The following is a 16,198-nucleotide window of genomic DNA, read 5'->3' as shown; positions in this document are numbered from 1 at the left end:
CCACCTAAAACCGCCACAAAGGGGACAGGCACCTTTGTGGCGGTTTTCGTTTACGAGGGGTTTAGGGGCGGACCTGGCCGGTGCCTCGGAGCTTGTATTTGTAGGTGGTGAGGGCCTCGGCGGCAAAGGGGCCGCGGGCGTGGAGCTTTTGGGTCGAGATGCCAATCTCGGCGCCCAGGCCAAACTCGCCGCCGTCGGTAAAGCGCGTGCTGGCGTTGGCATACACGGCCGAGGCATCGACCTCGTCCAGGAAGCGCTCGCAAGCATCCGTGTCCTCTGCAACGATGGCCTCGGAGTGCATCGTGCCGTAGCGGTTGATGTGCGCGATGGCCTCGTCCTCGTTCGCCACGACCTTCACGCTCATCTCGAGCGCCAGATACTCGCGACCCCAGTCCTCCTCAGTCGCGGCAACGTAGTCATCGCCCTCGGCAAGCCCGGCGTCGGCGCATGCGGCGCACGTGGCCTCGTCGCCGTGAATGAGCACGCCGTGGTCGTGCAGCACGGCAACGACCGCAGGCAAAAACACATTGGCCACAGCATGGTCGACCAGCAGCGACTCGGCGGCATTGCACACGCCTACACGCTGGGTCTTGGCATTAACGATAATGTTGAGCGCCTTATCAAAGTCGGCGGACTCATGCACGTAGATATGACAGTTGCCCGTGCCCGTCTCGATCACCGGCACAAGCGACTCGCGCACGCAGCGCTGGATCAGGCCTGCACCGCCGCGCGGAATGAGTACGTCGACAATACCGCGGAGCTTCATGAGCTCGCCAGTGCCCTCGCGGTCGGTGGACTCGATCATCGAGATAGCCTCGCGCGGGAAGCCCTTGGTCTCGAGCGCATCGGCCAGCAGCTCAGAAATCATGGCACACGAGTGATAGGCCAGCGAGCCGCCGCGCAGAATGCAGGCGTTGCCGGTGCGGATGCAGATGCCCGCGGCGTCGGCCGTCACGTTGGGGCGCGCCTCGTACACCATGGCGACCAGGCCCAACGGCACGCTCACGCGGGTGAGGTCCACGCCGCTTGCGAGCACGCGGTGGTCGAGCACGCGGCCGACAGGATCGGGCAGCTCGGCGAGCTTCTCCAGGCCGGCGGCCATACCCTCGACGCGCTCGGGCGTCAGCAGCAGACGGTCGAGGAGCCCCGCCGAGGTCCCCGCATCGCGCGCGGCGGACATATCGAGCTCGTTGGCGGCGACGATGGAGTCGACACCGTTGCGCAGTGCTGCGGCCATGGCGCGCACGGCCTCCTGGCGCTGCTCGTCGCTCGCCGTGGCAAGCGAGGCCGACGCTGCCTTAGCGGCAACGGCAAGATCGTGGACATACGTGGCTATATCGACCGACATGGGCGGCCCTTTCTCCTAGAAGTTTGCAACCATGGTAGCCGATTTGCGCATGGCTCGCCCGCGGCGGTAGAATTGGTCAACCCGAAACACCGCAACGAACGGAAGACTCACATGGCCCTCATCACTTCGTACCACGTCCCCGGCCTGTATGTCGAGGACCACAGCATCGACGTCCCCCTCGACTGGCGCGGCCTGGAGCCGATGCTCCTGGCCGTCGGCAGCACCATGCGCCGCGGCGCTATACCGACACCCATCGCCGGCGCGCCCGAGAGCATCAAGCTCTTCTACCGTGTGGTTTGCGCACCCGACCGCATCAACGACGACCTGCCGCTCCTTCTCTTTTTGCAGGGTGGCCCCGGTGGCGAGAGCCCGCGTCCGCTGTCGCCCACAAGCGATGGCTGGATCGAAGAGGCCGTCAAGCATTTCCGCGTCGTGCTGCCCGACCAGCGCGGTACCGGGCGCAGCAGCTGTGTAGACGGGCGCACGATTGCCGCACTGGGCGAGCGCGCCGAGGCGGCAGGCTCCGATGCGGCCCGCTCGCAGGCGGACTTCCTCAAGCGTCACCTCGCCAGCTCCATCGTGCGCGATTTTGAGTACCTGCGCCTGGTGGGCTTTGGCGGCAAGCCCTGGGTCACACTCGGGCAGAGCTACGGCGGCTTTTTGACGTTGAGCTATCTGTCGCTCTTCCCCGAGGGCGTGGCGGCAAGCTTTACCTGCGGCGGCATTCCGCACGTGCCGGCGAGCGCCAGCGAGGTCTACGCGCACACCTTCCCGCGCATGGCCGCCAAGACGCAGCAGTATTACGACCGTTACCCCGCCGATGTCGAGCGCGTGGCAGCCCTGGCCGATGCGCTCGAGGCTCAGAAGCCCGTACTGCCCGACGGCTCGCCAATGACGGTCGAGCGCCTACAGCTCATGGGCAGCGACTTTGGCATGAAGCCGAGCTTTGAGCGCATGCATTGGATTATCGATCATGCTTTTGTTGACGGCGACGGCACGCTGGCCTGCGGCGCCTCGGTATCCGACAGCTTTTTGATGCGCGCCTTCGAGCGCACCAACACGCGCACGAATCCGCTGTACTGGACGCTTCAGGAGTTCATCTACGCCGACGGCGACACCATGCCCATTCGCTGGGCCGCGGCAGAAGAGAAGGCCCATCGTGCCGAGTTCGACACGCTCACGCGACCGCTCATGTTTACCGGCGAGGCCATGTTCCCGTGGATGTTCGAGCAGATGCCCGAGCTCAAGCCCTTCAAGCCCGCCATGGACCTGCTGATGGAAGACACCAGCTGGGACAAGATCTACGACCCGCAGCGCCTGGCGTGCAACGAGGTGCCCCTGCAGGCCGCGGTGTACTTCGATGACATGTACGTGGACTCGGGCATGCAGCTCGATACGCTCAGCCGCGTGGGCAACTCGCATGCCTGGGTGACCAACGAGTTCGAGCACGACGGCTTGCACGGCAGCGTGGTGTTCAAGCACCTCTTCGACGAAGCCCTCAACCGCGGAGACCTGCGCCAGATCTTCTAGCAAAGGAGTGTCCCAAAGTGCCGGCACATAAGGAACGTCCCCAAGTGCCGGAAAAGGAGAGGCAGCACTGCTGGCAAAACGAGCCGCAGCGCTGCCTCTCTTTATGCAAACACTATCAAGTTGTCCCTATGGATCGCGGGCTTCTCGGCCAGGTCTGCGAGCAGGCGGTTGCTGGCAATCTGGTCCTGGCGGCGGCCGGCGGCAAGCTCCAGCACGTCCGAATCGGCCTCGGCGATACCACGGGCGACAACCATGCCGCTCGGGTCGCACACGTCGAGCACATCGCCCTCGGCAAACTGGCCATCGACCTCGCGAATACCCACCGCGAGCAGCGACGAACCGCGGCTGACCAGCGCCTTCGCGGCGCCGTCATCGACCGTCACCGAGCCGTGCGCCTTGTCGCCCAGTGCAATCCACAGCTTGCGCGGCGCAATGTCCAGGCGCTCCGCCGGCGGATCGAACAGCGTACCCACGCTCTCGCCGCGGGCCAGACGCACGAGCGCATCGGGCTCCTCGCCCGAGCAAATCACGCTCTGAATGCCCGCCGTCATGAGAATGCGGCTCGCGCGGATCTTGGTGATCATGCCGCCCGTGCCCACCGATGTGGAAGAATCGCCCGCCGAGGCGATGATCTTGGCGTCGATCTTATGCACGACCGGGACGAACTCGGCCGTGGGATCCTCGTGCGGATTGGCGGTGTAGAGGCCATCGATGTCCGAGAGCGTCACGCACAGATCGGCAGAAACCAGGCAGCTCACAAGCGCCGCCAGCGTGTCGTTGTCGCCAAACTTGATCTCATCGACGGTGACGGTATCGTTCTCGTTGACGACCGGCACCACGCCAAGCTCCACAAGGCGAAGCAGGGCGTCGCGCGCGTGCAGGTAGGACGTGCGGCGCGCCGTGTCGTGACGCGTGAGCAGCACGAGCGAGGTGAGCAGGTCGCGCGCATGGAACTCCTCGTCGTAGGCCGACGAGATGATGCACTGACCGGCCGAGGCGCAGGCCTGCAGGCTCGGCAGGTCGCCGACCGGCTTACGGTCGAAGCCCAGCACGGGATAGCCGCAGGCAATGGCACCCGAGCTCACCACGACCAGGCGCCAGCCAAGCTCGCGCAGCGCTGCGGCCTGGTCGGCAAGCCCGCCGATAAAGGCGCGGTTGACCTTGCCGTCGGCGCCCACCACCGTGGACGAACCGATCTTTACCACCATCGTTTTATAAGAAGTCGTCATACGTCAAACCAATCAACTGTTCAGCGAACGGCCGAGCCGGCGGCCAGGGAAGCGTGACTCGCCCCTACCGCCCAAGGAATTAGTGAGCCCAGGGGAAGGCCGAAGCCGCAGCCATGTTCTTGCGCACGAGCTCGTCGCGCACCTGAGCCAGGCCCTGTTCCATGCCCACCACATAGGTCTGCGGGTACAGGAAGCGCTTGAAAGCTGCGTCCAGATGGTCAAGTGCCCAGGCGCAACGCTCGCGCGCGTCCTGGATGCTCTCACGCGGAGCCACCGCACTGCCATCGCGCACGATCGGCACCAGCAGCTCGCGATACTCAAGTTCGGACACGTCGGTCACCAGAGCGGCATCATTCACGGCCACGAGGGTATTGCCGCGCGCGGCGCCCTCCCCCGCCAGATGGTCCTCGTCGTAGATCATGTCGCAGACCGGGCCGCCAAAGCCGTCGTAATAACGGCGCACGCGTTGCACACCCGGGATCGTGCGCTTGTAGGGCTGCTCGGAGAGCTTGACCACCGGCGTCCACGGGTCCGTCTCACTCGCACGGCGGGCGGCGAGCTTGTACACGCCGCCCAGCGCCGGCTGGTCGTAGCAGGTCGCGAGCTTGGTGCCCACGCCAAAGCTATCGATAGGCGCGCCCTGGTCGAGCAGCGACTGAATCGTGTACTCATCCAAATCGTTAGAAACCGAGATCCCCACATAGGGCAGGCCCTCGGCATCAAAACGGCCGCGCACATACTTGGAGAGCTTGGCGAGGTCGCCGGAGTCGATGCGAATGGCCGACAGGCGCTCGCCCACCGCTTCCATCTCCTTGGCAACCGTAATGGCATGCTCGCAACCCTCGCGTACGTCGTAGGTGTCGATGAGCAGCGTGCAATTCTTGGGGCTCGACTTGGCAAAGGCGCGGAAGGCCTCGAGCTCGGAGTCGAAGCTCATGACCCAGCTGTGCGCATGCGTGCCAAAGACGGGAATACCGTAGCGGCGGCCGGCGAGCACATTGGACGTAGAGGAGCAGCCGGCAACGTAGCTCGCGCGCGCGACGGCCAGCCCGCCATCGGGACCCTGGGCGCGGCGCAGGCCAAACTCGGCAACGGGACGGCCGTCCGCCGCCAGCACCACGCGCGCCGTCTTGGTGGCGACAAGCGTCTGGAAGCCGACGATGTTGAGCAGCGCCGTTTCGAGCAGCTGGCACTCCAGCGCGGGACCGGTGACGCGAACCATGGGTTCGCGCGGAAAGACGAGCTCGCCCTCGGGGACGGCGTCGATGTTTACATGTGCACGAAAATCGCGCAGGTAGTCGAGGAATGCAGGCTTGAACATCGCACCGCCGGCCGGGGCCTGGAGTGAGGCGAGGTAGTCGATATCCTCGGGCGTAAAGCGCAGGTTCTCGACCAGCTCGGGCAGCTCGGCGGTGCCGCACATGACGGCATAGGCGCTGCCAAAGGGATGGTCGCGGTAAAACGCGGTAAAACAACCCTGCTCATTGGCCTTGCCGCTCTCCCACAGGCCCTGGGCCATAGTGAGCTCGTACAGATCGGTGAGCATTGCAATGTCGGTGGGATGCGAGATGTCGGTCAAAGCCATGGGGCGACCTTTCGGATGCGTTGTGCAGAGGTTGAGGGTTGGAAAAGGGCAGAGTGTTCGGGCATGGCACCCAGCGCGAATGGGCTAGAGCAGGCCCATGCTGGTCAGGATCGTGTAGCCCATAAAGATGACAAACGCGATGAGGGCAAGGACAATGATGATTTTTTGAGCCGGCGCCATGCCAGGGATCTCGTTCTCGCCCGTAGGCTCCTTGGAGGTAACCATGCGCTGGGCAAAGGTTATCTCGTCACGGCTCGGCTTGGGCTCGACGGACTTGGAACGAGCGACCTTTTTAGGCTGAGGTTTAGGTGCGGTGGGCGCGGGCTTCGCGGCGGCGGGCTTGGGCGCGGGGGCGACGTTCGCGGCGGCCTCCTCGGCCTTCTCGCGCTCGGCACGCAGGGCGGCCAGCTCCTCACGCTCGCGGCGTGCCTCTTCCTGGGCCTCGCGACGAGCTTTCTCGGCGCGGAGCTCTTCCAACTCGGCGCGTTCCTCGGCAGACAGTGGTTGGGACTCAAGCTTGGCCATGGTACAGCCCTTTCTTTTAAAAAAAGCCGCCGACACAATGTCAGCGGCTTATCAAATCCAAGGGTGGAGACGAAGGGAGTCGAACCCTCGGCCTCTGCCATGCGACGGCAGCGCTCTCCCAACTGAGCTACGTCCCCAGGACAAGTCGATATTTTACCTACGGCTCGCCAACTGTCAACGCCCAATACCCAGTCTTTTTGGGACGGGGCTTTTTTGACTACTTTCGGATGCCGGTTCGGCCCCACACCGGGAGTAGTCTTTTTGGGACGGGGCTGTTTTAGCTACCCCTGCCGCTGTTCGGCCAAACCGTTCGCGTTGCCTGTCGGGGTAGCTAAAACAGCCCCGTCCCAAAAGACTACTTCTAATGATTTTTTAATCCCCGTCCCAGAAAAATCATCGGCGAACGCGCTACTTTGCGCTGGTGAGGACGCCGGTGGTGTCGAACGCCGGGGTAAAGCTCTCGTCTACCGCGCCGCCTTCTTGCCAAAACATCGTCGTAAAGCCCAGGTCGTCGGCATGGTCGAGCACCTGCTCGTACTCCTCGCGCGTCACGGCGCGCGCCAGGTCGCCGCCTTGTTCGCGCATGAGGGCATTGGGCGTGTACTGGTTCATGACCGAGATCGGCACGTCGCCCACCGTCTGCCACACCAGGTCCAACACGCGGCACGAATCGTCCGCATGCCCCGGCAGCACCAGATGACGCACGATTATGCCGCGCCTCATGAGCCCGTCCTCGTCTACCAGCTCTCCCCCGCGGCGCTCAATCTCGCGCGCCATCTGGGCCAGACCCGACACGGCCACGCGCGGGTAGTCCTTAATATGAGAAAGCGACTGCGCAAGCCCGGCATCGGCATATTTAAAGTCCGTAAGCCACACGTCGACCAGGTCGCCCAGCGCCGCCACGGCACTCGCGCGCTCGTAACCACTCGTGTTGTAGACAATTGGGATGACCAACCCGCGCGTCCGTGCCGCGGCAATCGCGGCAGGCAACAGGTGCGCATAGTGCGTCGCCGTCACCAGGTTGATGTTATTGGCGCCCTGGTCCTGCAGCTCCAGCATAATCTCGACCAAACGCTCGGGCGAAATCTCAAGACCGAAATTGCCCGTCGAGATCTCGTGGTTTTGGCAGTAGATACATTTGAGCGAACAGCCGCTAAAGAAAATCGTACCCGAGCCGGCCTCGCCCGAAATGGGCGGTTCCTCCCACATATGGAGCGCCGCGCGGGCGACCTTAAGCGTGTTGTCGGCGCCGCACACGCCACGCGCGCCCTCGTCGCGCGCCGCACCGCAACGGCGCGGACACAAATGGCAGGCGGGCGAAAAAAGTTCGGTCAACGACGTCGGCATAAAAACATGCTCCAAAACAATGATTCAGCAGCTCAAACGTAAAGGGACCAACCGCACAGACGGCTCGAGCCCAAGGCGCCGTAATCGTCCGACACGATTTTTATAATGTCAAGACTGGAATCGACAAAGTGCCGCTTTATGATGTAGGTATTCCGCCCCCCGCGGAGCAACTGGGTGAACCGTCGCGTTTATTTAGGGAGCCCACACAGTCGTACCTAGTACAGGTATCCTTCGTTGTTAAGGACGCTGGAACAGTCGATGAGGGCACCCACCTGTTTTAGGTGGGTTCATTTTCGTAACGTGGGGGGTGGTTTTCATTTGCCGAAAACCACCATTACAGCCCATATGGATCCCCGCCGGTATCCCGACAAGCCATCGACAACATCCCAATATCTGGTAAGCGCGTGATTATCGCTGCATGCAATTCCATGCACCCCCCGTGGTCGAGTATCATGGTTCGGCTATGCCCTTTGCGCATGGCGTTCTTCTGACCTTTTCCTTCGACGCTTGGCGGTTTTTAGATTCATGGCTTCATCCCCGAGCTACATACCGTACCTATGCGTGGCAGCGGCGGCCTTTATCACGACCTTCCTCATGGTGCCCCTGGTCAAGCGCTTGGCAATTAAGCTCGACGCCGTCGACTATCCTTCCAAGCGCCGCATCAACACCAAGCCCATCCCGCGTTTGGGCGGAACGGCGGTGTTTTTGGGCCTGGTCGTTGCCTGCATTGTGCAAATCCTAGGCACCTGGCACCTAGGCTGGCCGCCCGTCCTGGTGCCGCACCCGCGCCTTCACATTAGCTATCCCATGCTGGCGCTCTCCTTTACCGTCATCTTTGCGACCGGCGCTATCGACGACGTCTTCCAGCTCAAGCCCAAGCAAAAGCTGGCCGGACAGGTCCTCGCTGCGCTCATCGCCTGCGTGGGTGGCCTGCGCATCGGCGTCATCGTCAACCCGTTTGCCCCCGGCGAAATCATGCTCGGATGGCTCGCCTACCCCATCACCGTGATCTATCTGGTGGCATTCACCAACATCATTAACCTCATCGACGGCCTCGACGGCTTAGCCACGGGCATCTGCGGCATCGCGTCGTTCACCATGTTTTCGATGGCCGTTCTCTCGGGCCGCATCGACGCCGCCGCGCTCTCCATTGCGCTCTTTGGCGCCTGTCTGGCCTTTTTGCGCTACAACTTCAACCCCGCAAGCATCTTCTTGGGCGACTCGGGGTCGCTGCTCCTGGGCTTTGCGCTGGGCTCCATCTCGCTACTCAACGTGAGCCGCACCGCCGCGCTCACCTCGCTTATCATCCCGCTCATCGTTGCCGGCGTGCCCATCATCGACACGTTTAGCGCCATCGTGCGCCGCAAGCGCGCCCACATTAGCATCGGGCAGGCCGACAAGGGCCACATCCACCACCGCCTGATCCAAGAGGGCTACAACCAAAAGCAGGCAGTGCTCCTCATCTACGCCTGGTGCATTATGCTTTCGGCCGGCGCCGCCGCGATCAACCAGGTCGAGGTGCCCATGCGCGTGCTCATCTTTACCGTGCTCGCCATTGGCTCGGCGGCCTTTGCCAAGCATCTACATCTGTTTGAGCCCGTGCTGCGCCACCATTACAACAAGCGCACGCACGAGGATGAGCTCGTCACCCCCGACGACCCCGCCTTTAAGCAGGAGGAGCAGGCAGCCGAGGAACGTAAGGAAGAGCGCCACCACAAGCTCTAGGGTAAGCTGCCGAGAATGTGCCAAGGCATCGCTGACCAAGTGCAACTACATCGCATCAATCGCGTAAGCCACCCCTTGCCAGCCCCTCGCCTACTTACGCCCCGCCCCTCCAATAAACGCGTTATCATCTTGACCCATGAACATACGTTAGGAGCAATCATGCCAAACGAGAACAGCTACGAAGTCGCGCTGCAAAAGAGCAACGCCATTCGCGAGGGCCTGGCCAAGACGCCCGAGAAGTTCACCATGCTTACCGGCGACCGCCCCACCGGCCGTCTGCATCTGGGTCACTACTTCGGCACCCTCAAGGGCCGTGTGGAGCTGCAGAACATGGGTGCCAAGACCAACGTACTCATCGCCGACTACCAGGTCATCACCGACCGCGACACGACCGAGCACATCCAGGACAACGTGTACAACATGGTCATGGACTACCTTGCCTGCGGCATCGACCCCGACAAGACCATGATCTACGCGCACTCCGCCGTGCCCGCCGCCAACCAGCTCATGCTGCCGTTCCTGTCGCTGGTCTCCGAGGCCGAGCTGGCGCGCAACCCCACGGTCAAGGCCGAGATGGAGGCCTCGGGCCACGAGCTCACCGGCCTTCTGCTCACCTACCCGGTGCACCAGGCCTGCGACATCCTGTTCTGCAAGGGCAATGTGGTGCCCGTCGGTCGCGACCAGCTGCCGCACATCGAGCTCACCCGCACCATCGCCCGCCGCTTTAACAACCGCTACGGCAAAGTGTTCCCCGAGGTCGAAGCGCTGCTGTCCGAGACCCCGCTACTGCCGGGCCTGGACGGTCGCAAGATGAGCAAGAGCTACGGCAACGCCATCAACATCTCGATGACCGCCGAGGAGACGGCCAAGCGCATCAAGAAGAGCCAGACCGACTCCGAGCGCATGATCACATTCGATCCCGAGAACCGCCCCGGCGTGTCCGGTCTGCTTTCGACGGCCGCCATCTGCACTGGCCGTTCCGAGGTCGAGATTGCCGAAGAGATTGGCATGGGCGGCTCCGGCCAGCTCAAGAAGTACGTGACCGAGGCCGTCAACGAGTACTTCGCGCCGATCCGCGAGCGTCGTCAGCGCTACGAAAACGACCTGGATTACGTAAAGGACGTCCTGCACGAGGGCAACCGTCGCGCCAATGAGATCGCCGAGCAGACCCTGGGCGAGGTTCAGGACGCCATGGGCATGGTGTACTAGCCGAGAACAATAAACAGCAGTCAAACAAAACCGCCGCGATGAGTACAATCCTCATTGCGGCGGTTTTGTTTTCTTCAGAGGTCGGTCGCCGAGGTATTCAGCCGCTCGGCAGAACCCCTAAGTCGCAAGCACCCTAAGACTATATTCTGTTAAGCAATGACGCCCTATTGTTTTAACATGCGGCAGCGTTTTACAGCAGAGCCGACCGACTGGAAGGAGCCCCATGAGCTCAGTTGCGTTTTGTACATGCAACGACCGGAAATGCCCGTTTAACCCTGTCAACCACGACAAGGGCTGCACGCCTTGTATCGCCAAGAATCTGCACGAGCACGAGATTCCAACGTGCCTGTTCAACGCGATTTCCCCCGATCGGCTTGAGGCCGATAAAGACGAGTGGTCGTGGCAAGCGTTCGCGCGGCATGTAGAGGCGTATCTGGGAAGCAACAGCCCAAGAATCCCCGCGGGCGAAGAGACGCCGCAGGGGCTTACAAAGATCGGTTGCTGCAAGCGGGACTAACAATCAAAGTTTGTGCCGCCCTAAGGCCAAACGTCGGCACCTCATTTTGGGATAACGGACCTGATGTTTTGTCCCATGATTACGGGAAAGCGCCCGCCGGCCATGGCAGCCGACGGGCGCTTTCCCGAAGTACACCGTTGAATCGCACAGAGGGGAGGAATGCGAATCAAACTCAACAGGGCAGGCTTTTTCATCGCCTATTGCCTGCTCCGTTGCTGAAACCAATATAGTTCGCCGTGGTTTACTTTGTAGCGACAATAAACGCCGCCACACCTTCTCCATAAGTTAGCTCAGGTAAACTAAAACCACCACAAAGGGGACAGGAGCCTTTGTGGTGGTTTTGACACGAACGAGTCGCTACAGCCCGGCAGGCCAACGACAGGCACCCAGATCGACGTGCCTGGGATCGGCAAACGTCACGCCCTCCCCTAGCAAAAGCTCACGTTGAGCATCGGGGCCGCCAAACGCAAAGCCCTCGCAAATGCGGCCATCGGCAAACACCACACGATGGCAGGGAATCTGACCAGGGCGCGGATTGCTATGCAGGGCATACCCCACGTACCGCGCACTCCGCGGACGACCGGCGAGCAGCGCCACCTGACCGTAGGTGGCGACCATCCCCTCGGGAATCTGCTCGACCACCTCGTACACCCGCTCAAAAAAGCCCTCAGACGCCATTGCTAGCTCCCTTCCACCCGGAATAGCCTAAACCACCACAAAGGTGCCTGTCCCCTTTGTGGTGGTTTATAGCAAGTCGGTTAGTTGACGGGCTGGAAGAAGGCTACGGCTACGGCGCCGGGACCTACGTGGGTGCCGATGGTGGCGCCAATGGTGTGGACAGGCAGTTCGCCCTCGGTGTGGCCAGCCCACAGTGCCGCGCTGTCCTCGATATACTTCTTGAGCACCGCATCCGAAAGGCCCGTATAGCCGAGCGCCAGCGGCATGGAAAAGTCGATGCCGCCCGCCTTTTCGACCTTCTGGTTGAGCAGGTTACGTCCGTTCTTGGAACCGCGCGCCTTGCCCAGCTGCACGATCAGACCCTCCTCGGCAGCCACCACGGGCTTTACGTTGAGCAGCGTACCCACGGCACCGGCCGCAGCAGACAGGCGACCGCCGCGCACCAGGTACTCCAACGTCTCGAGCAGGCCGATGACGACCACGCGGTCGCGCACGGCCTCGACAGCCGCCGCAACCTGAGCCGCGCCCTGGCCCTCGTCCACCAGGCGCAGCGCATACTCGACCAGCACGCGCTCGCCCAAGGTCACGTTATTGCTGTCCACGACGAACATGTCGCCGCCCGGCGCCTCGGCAAGTGCCGTACGAGCACTCTGGTTGGTGCCCGAGAGCTTGGCACCCACGGTAATAATCACAGCCTCATCGCCGGCCTCACGCGCCTCGGCAATCGCCTGCGAAAACGCGTACGGGTTGACCTGGCCGGTCTTGGGCAGCTCATCGCGCTCCACAAGCATCTCGTAAAAGCGCTGGTGATCGATGTCGACGCCATCCATGTACACATCGGTGCCAAAGGTGACGGACAGCGGCAGAACATGCAGAGCGGGGTGCTCAGCCGGCGACATATCGCTTGCGGAATCGGTAATAATGCGGACGGACATAACGAATCCTTTCTTGCGCAGGTCCCGCGCGGGGAATTTTGACAGCAATGCCCCGGCACGGCATACGCGCTCAAACGGGACGATGCAGTTCTTGGCTGAAAGCTAGCTCCAGCGCGGCTCTAGATCTCGCGCAGGGTGTTGAGAATCGTGCGCAGCGACGCATACATCTGCTCGCGCTGCTCCACACCCATAGCCTTACCGGTGGTATCGAGCACCTCGCGAATGATGCGGTCCGCCTCGCTCATGCTCTCGCCGCCTAGAGCGGTCAGGCGCACCGGAGCACGATACTTAACGGCGGCATCGCCCGAATCATCGACCTCAACGTAACCGCCCTCCTCCAGATGCGCGAGCGTGCGCGAGACGGCGGCACGGGTCACGCCTGCCATGCGAGCCAGGTCAGCACCAGTCAGGCCGTCCTTGCTGCGCTCAAGATAGTACAGGCACATAACGTCGGAGCCCTTGAGGCCCAGCCTTGCGCCCTCGGATGTCTTAATGCGCTGGATCTCCTTGTAGAGCCCGCTGATCAGTCCGACAAAGTCCTCGAAACGTGTCTCGTCGTTCTGCTGCATGGGAGACGACCGCCTTTCGCTTGCATAATGCTTACGGGTAAACATCTTAGTCGCATAAGCCGACACCCGAACCCAAATACCCCATTTGTTAACCCATCAACATAAAAACCACCACAAAGGGGACAGGCACCTTTGTGGTGGTTTTGACCGGCGAACATGATCCGCAGGCGCCGCTACAGCTCCACGCAGGGATTGTCGCGAGTCACAAGCGTCTTAACGACAACCGTCGCTCCCAGATAGCGCTCGAGCAGCTCGGCTAAGCGATCGATCGCGGCCTGGCAATCCCCCATCCGCTCGGGCTCCACGCACTCAATCGCCAGGAACGCATCGGCCGAATCATCGGACAGCGCCGTTCGAACGCCGTCGCGCCAGTTCCAGCAGCGGCACACGGCGCCTGCATCGTCGATATAGGCGAGCTCGCCGGGCAGCGTCGGGTCGTCCGCTTCCTCACCAAGGGGCAGGAACGCATCGCCACCGTCGGTCACCTTCAAGCGAAGGTCACCCTCGATCGCATGCAAATCCTCGCCTCCCACGGGCAGCGCGTAGGTCAGCGACACCGTGTTGTAGATGTCCACCGCGGACGTAATGTGGCCCACCGGCTTGCCTTTGAGCACGCGTTTGAGCAGGTTCTCGATTGAGCAACGCGCGCCCTTTTTGGTCTTGAACAGACGGTACGCGTCACGCCATGCCTTGACCGGTGCGTTCTCGCTGATAGTATCGCTGGTCAGATGGCGCTCCGCGTCGATATTGGCGCGGTCAAGCAGCGCGGCAATCGCATCCACGTCCTCCTGGGGTATCTGGGCCGCGGGCTTCATGCCCTTTACGACCACAACGCCGATAGCCGCCTGCGGAAACAGCTCCCAAAACGAATTCTCGGCAACAAAGCCCTTCATACGTGCTCCCTTCACGATTCGCCCCACGCGAGCGTCTAAACAAAAAGCGCTCTCACAGCGGCCACCTTCAAAGTCCTACGGTGCCGCCACAAGAGCGCTTACGCTGTCCCCATCCGGAGAAGGGGACGATATGTCAGGCGTATTGTAACCCGAGTCATCCGCGCGAGCAAAACCACCACAAAGGTGTCCCCTTTATGGTGGTTTTGGGTCTGAAGCAACGTTAGTGGCGAAGTCCCAGCAGCCCGCGGCCGCGATGACGGGCGTCGGCGTGTACTTGAGCGTGCGGACCGGCGGCCTTGACGGACTCGGGCAGGTGCGAGTACTTCTTCTCGAAGTTCTCCTCGAACATCACCGCCAGGTTGTGCGCTGCCTCGTCGTAGCGAGCGGTGCTCTGCCAGTACTGGCGCGGCACCAGAATGCCGTCGGGCACACCGTGGCACGTGGTGGGAATGTCGACGTTAAAAATATCGTCGTGCAAGAACTCGCTGTCCTCGATGGTACCGTCGAGGGCGTGGGCCACCAGGGCGCGCGTGTAGGCAAGCTCGATGCGATGGCCCACGCCGTAGCCGCCGCCGATCCAGCCGGTGTTGACCAGGTACACACGCGTGCGGCCGTCGGCAATGCGCTCGCCGAGCATCTTGGCGTAAACCATGGGGTCGAGTGGCATAAACGGTTCGCCGAACAGCGAAGAGAACGTGGGCGTGGGCTCGGTGACGCCGACCTCGGTGCCGGGAATCTTGGCCGTAAAGCCCGTCACAAAGTGGTACATGGCGGCGTCGGCCGTCAGACGCGAGATGGGCGGCAGCACGCCAAAAGCGTCGCAAGTCAAAAACAACACGACGCTCGGGATGGTGCCCATGCCCTTGGTCCACGCGTTGGGGATATGCTCGACGGGATAGGCCACGCGCGTATTATGCGTGATCGAGACGTCATCGTAGTTGGGCTTACGATTCTCGTCGAGCACCACATTTTCGCAAATGGCGCCAAAACGGACAGCGTTGAAGATCTCAGGCTCGTGGAACGCGTCCAGGCCCTCGCACTTGGCGTAGCAGCCGCCCTCGACGTTAAAGATGCCCATATCGGACCAACCGTGCTCGTCGTCGCCGATCAGCAGGCGCGTGGGGTTGGCCGAAAGCGTGGTCTTGCCGGTGCCCGACAGGCCAAAGAACACGGCGGTCTCATGCGTGACGGGATCCATGCTAGCCGAGCAGTGCATGGGCAGCACGTCGTCCTCGACGGGCAGCAAATAATTCATAACGCTGAAGATCGACTTTTTAATCTCGCCGGAGTAGCCGGTGCCGGCGACCAGAATCACGCGTTCCTGGAAGTTGATGACCACGGCAGCGCTGGAGTTGAGGCCCTTGATGGCAGGGTCGCACTGGTAACCGGGCGCTGCGAGCACGCAGAAGTCGGGCTCGCCGGTGCGCGCGATTTCGCGGGCGAGCGGGCGGGCGAGCATCTGCTTAATAAAGAGTGCCTGGCTGGCACGCTCGCAGGCAACGAGCAGTCGACGCGTGTGGTTGCGGTCGGCGCCTGCCATGCCGCGGGTGACGAACACGTCGCGCTCGTTGAGATAGTCGACGATGCCGGCCTTGATGGCCTCATAGCTCTCGACGGACAGCGGGCGGTTGACGGCGCCCCAGGCAATTTTGTCGTGGACATCGGGGGTGTCGACGATAAAGCGGTCATTGGGGGAACGGCCGGTGCGCTCCCCCGTCTCGATCACCAGCGCGCCGTTGGATGCCATGCGGCCTTCTTCGCGGCGGATAGCGTGCTCGACGAGCTCCGCGGCGGGTAGATCGACCAGCAGACGGGGCTGATTCTCGGCGGGATCTTCGACCAGCGTAATACCAAAGTTGGACAAAACATCTGCAGGGGTAACACCAGGCATGGGGCCTCCTTTAAAAACGCGACACGTGGACGCGACGCGCACTTTACTCACGTAAAGCCCGTTGTACCCGATATGCAAAAACGTTTTTGCGGCAAGGGCGGCAAGCCCGCCCAACGGTCAAAAATCGCAGGCAAGCGGCCTAGTCATTGGGGACGTTTTTAAACGACTAATCGTTGGGGACACTCTTGAACAGGCAACAACCAAGGAGCGTCCCCGG

General features: G+C 62.1%; 14 protein-coding genes and 1 tRNA gene. 4 read left to right on the top strand and 11 right to left on the bottom strand.

The genetic code is table 11. From position 1 onward, the window contains the following. Positions 1 to 61: 61 nt before the first annotated feature. Positions 62 to 1,348 (bottom strand): glutamate-5-semialdehyde dehydrogenase, encoded by a 1,287-nt coding sequence (locus DWZ52_RS00875; RefSeq protein ID WP_118384665.1) that lies wholly within the window; start codon positions 1,346 to 1,348, stop codon positions 62 to 64. Between the two features lie 111 nt (positions 1,349 to 1,459). Here DWZ52_RS00875 and DWZ52_RS00870 point away from each other — a divergent pair, with 111 nt between their 5' ends. After that, positions 1,460 to 2,878, top strand: coding sequence for an alpha/beta fold hydrolase (locus tag DWZ52_RS00870; RefSeq protein ID WP_117637807.1), 1,419 nt, complete (start codon positions 1,460 to 1,462; stop codon positions 2,876 to 2,878). Positions 2,879 to 2,979: 101 nt separating this feature from the next. Here the strand turns inward: DWZ52_RS00870 and proB are convergent, their stop codons facing one another. The 5 genes from proB to DWZ52_RS00845 form a co-directional block, all read right to left on the bottom strand. After that, entirely contained in the window at positions 2,980 to 4,107 is a 1,128-nt protein-coding gene (gene proB, locus DWZ52_RS00865) for a glutamate 5-kinase (RefSeq protein WP_118094627.1), read from the bottom strand. A gap of 79 nt (positions 4,108 to 4,186) precedes the next feature. Next, positions 4,187 to 5,692 (bottom strand): nicotinate phosphoribosyltransferase, encoded by a 1,506-nt coding sequence (locus DWZ52_RS00860; RefSeq protein ID WP_118384664.1) that lies wholly within the window; start codon positions 5,690 to 5,692, stop codon positions 4,187 to 4,189. An 84-nt stretch (positions 5,693 to 5,776) separates the two neighbouring features. Further along, entirely contained in the window at positions 5,777 to 6,217 is a 441-nt protein-coding gene (locus DWZ52_RS00855) for a hypothetical protein (protein ID WP_118384663.1), read from the bottom strand. 64 nt (positions 6,218 to 6,281) lie between these two features. Next, positions 6,282 to 6,354 (bottom strand) — tRNA-Ala (locus DWZ52_RS00850). A gap of 271 nt (positions 6,355 to 6,625) precedes the next feature. Continuing rightward, the gene (locus DWZ52_RS00845; protein WP_118384662.1) at positions 6,626 to 7,564 is read right to left on the bottom strand and encodes a radical SAM protein; all 939 of its coding nucleotides are present in this window, start codon (positions 7,562 to 7,564) and stop codon (positions 6,626 to 6,628) included. A 525-nt stretch (positions 7,565 to 8,089) separates the two neighbouring features. On the opposite strand from DWZ52_RS00845, the gene DWZ52_RS00840 reads away from it, so the two are divergent. From DWZ52_RS00840 to DWZ52_RS00830, 3 genes are all read left to right on the top strand, one after another. Then, a complete protein-coding gene (locus tag DWZ52_RS00840) occupies positions 8,090 to 9,289 on the top strand; it encodes an MraY family glycosyltransferase (RefSeq protein ID WP_118384661.1) in 1,200 nt (399 codons plus the stop codon). Between the two features lie 159 nt (positions 9,290 to 9,448). Beyond that, complete coding sequence (gene trpS / locus DWZ52_RS00835; protein ID WP_118384660.1) at positions 9,449 to 10,498, top strand: tryptophan--tRNA ligase; 1,050 nt, start codon at positions 9,449 to 9,451, stop codon at positions 10,496 to 10,498. A gap of 223 nt (positions 10,499 to 10,721) precedes the next feature. Further along, positions 10,722 to 11,015 carry a DUF6485 family protein gene (locus tag DWZ52_RS00830; RefSeq protein ID WP_195535894.1) on the top strand — a complete coding sequence of 98 codons (294 nt, stop codon included), beginning with the start codon at positions 10,722 to 10,724 and terminating at the stop codon, positions 11,013 to 11,015. Between the two features lie 357 nt (positions 11,016 to 11,372). On the opposite strand, the gene DWZ52_RS00825 is transcribed toward DWZ52_RS00830, so the two are convergent. The 5 genes from DWZ52_RS00825 to pckA form a co-directional block, all read right to left on the bottom strand. Continuing rightward, positions 11,373 to 11,693: an MGMT family protein gene (locus DWZ52_RS00825; protein ID WP_118384659.1), complete on the bottom strand. Its 321-nt coding sequence runs from the start codon at positions 11,691 to 11,693 to the stop codon at positions 11,373 to 11,375. A gap of 80 nt (positions 11,694 to 11,773) precedes the next feature. Further along, positions 11,774 to 12,628 (bottom strand): DegV family protein, encoded by an 855-nt coding sequence (locus tag DWZ52_RS00820; protein WP_118384658.1) that lies wholly within the window; start codon positions 12,626 to 12,628, stop codon positions 11,774 to 11,776. A 119-nt stretch (positions 12,629 to 12,747) separates the two neighbouring features. Continuing rightward, on the bottom strand, positions 12,748 to 13,197 hold the full coding sequence (locus DWZ52_RS00815) for a MarR family winged helix-turn-helix transcriptional regulator (RefSeq protein ID WP_022093866.1): 450 nt from the start codon (positions 13,195 to 13,197) through the stop codon (positions 12,748 to 12,750). Between the two features lie 173 nt (positions 13,198 to 13,370). Beyond that, complete coding sequence (locus DWZ52_RS00810; RefSeq protein ID WP_118384657.1) at positions 13,371 to 14,090, bottom strand: B3/4 domain-containing protein; 720 nt, start codon at positions 14,088 to 14,090, stop codon at positions 13,371 to 13,373. A gap of 220 nt (positions 14,091 to 14,310) precedes the next feature. Continuing rightward, on the bottom strand, positions 14,311 to 15,981 hold the full coding sequence (gene pckA / locus DWZ52_RS00805) for a phosphoenolpyruvate carboxykinase (ATP) (RefSeq protein ID WP_199579046.1): 1,671 nt from the start codon (positions 15,979 to 15,981) through the stop codon (positions 14,311 to 14,313). Between the last annotated feature and the right edge of the window lie 217 nt (positions 15,982 to 16,198).

Origin of the sequence: Collinsella sp. AF33-16 (genome assembly GCF_003475325.1) — a bacterium.
In the GTDB taxonomy this organism is placed as follows: Bacteria; Actinomycetota; Coriobacteriia; order Coriobacteriales; family Coriobacteriaceae; genus Collinsella.
Note: the sequence above shows the minus strand (reverse complement) of the source record. Positions and strands in the feature narration are given on the sequence as shown.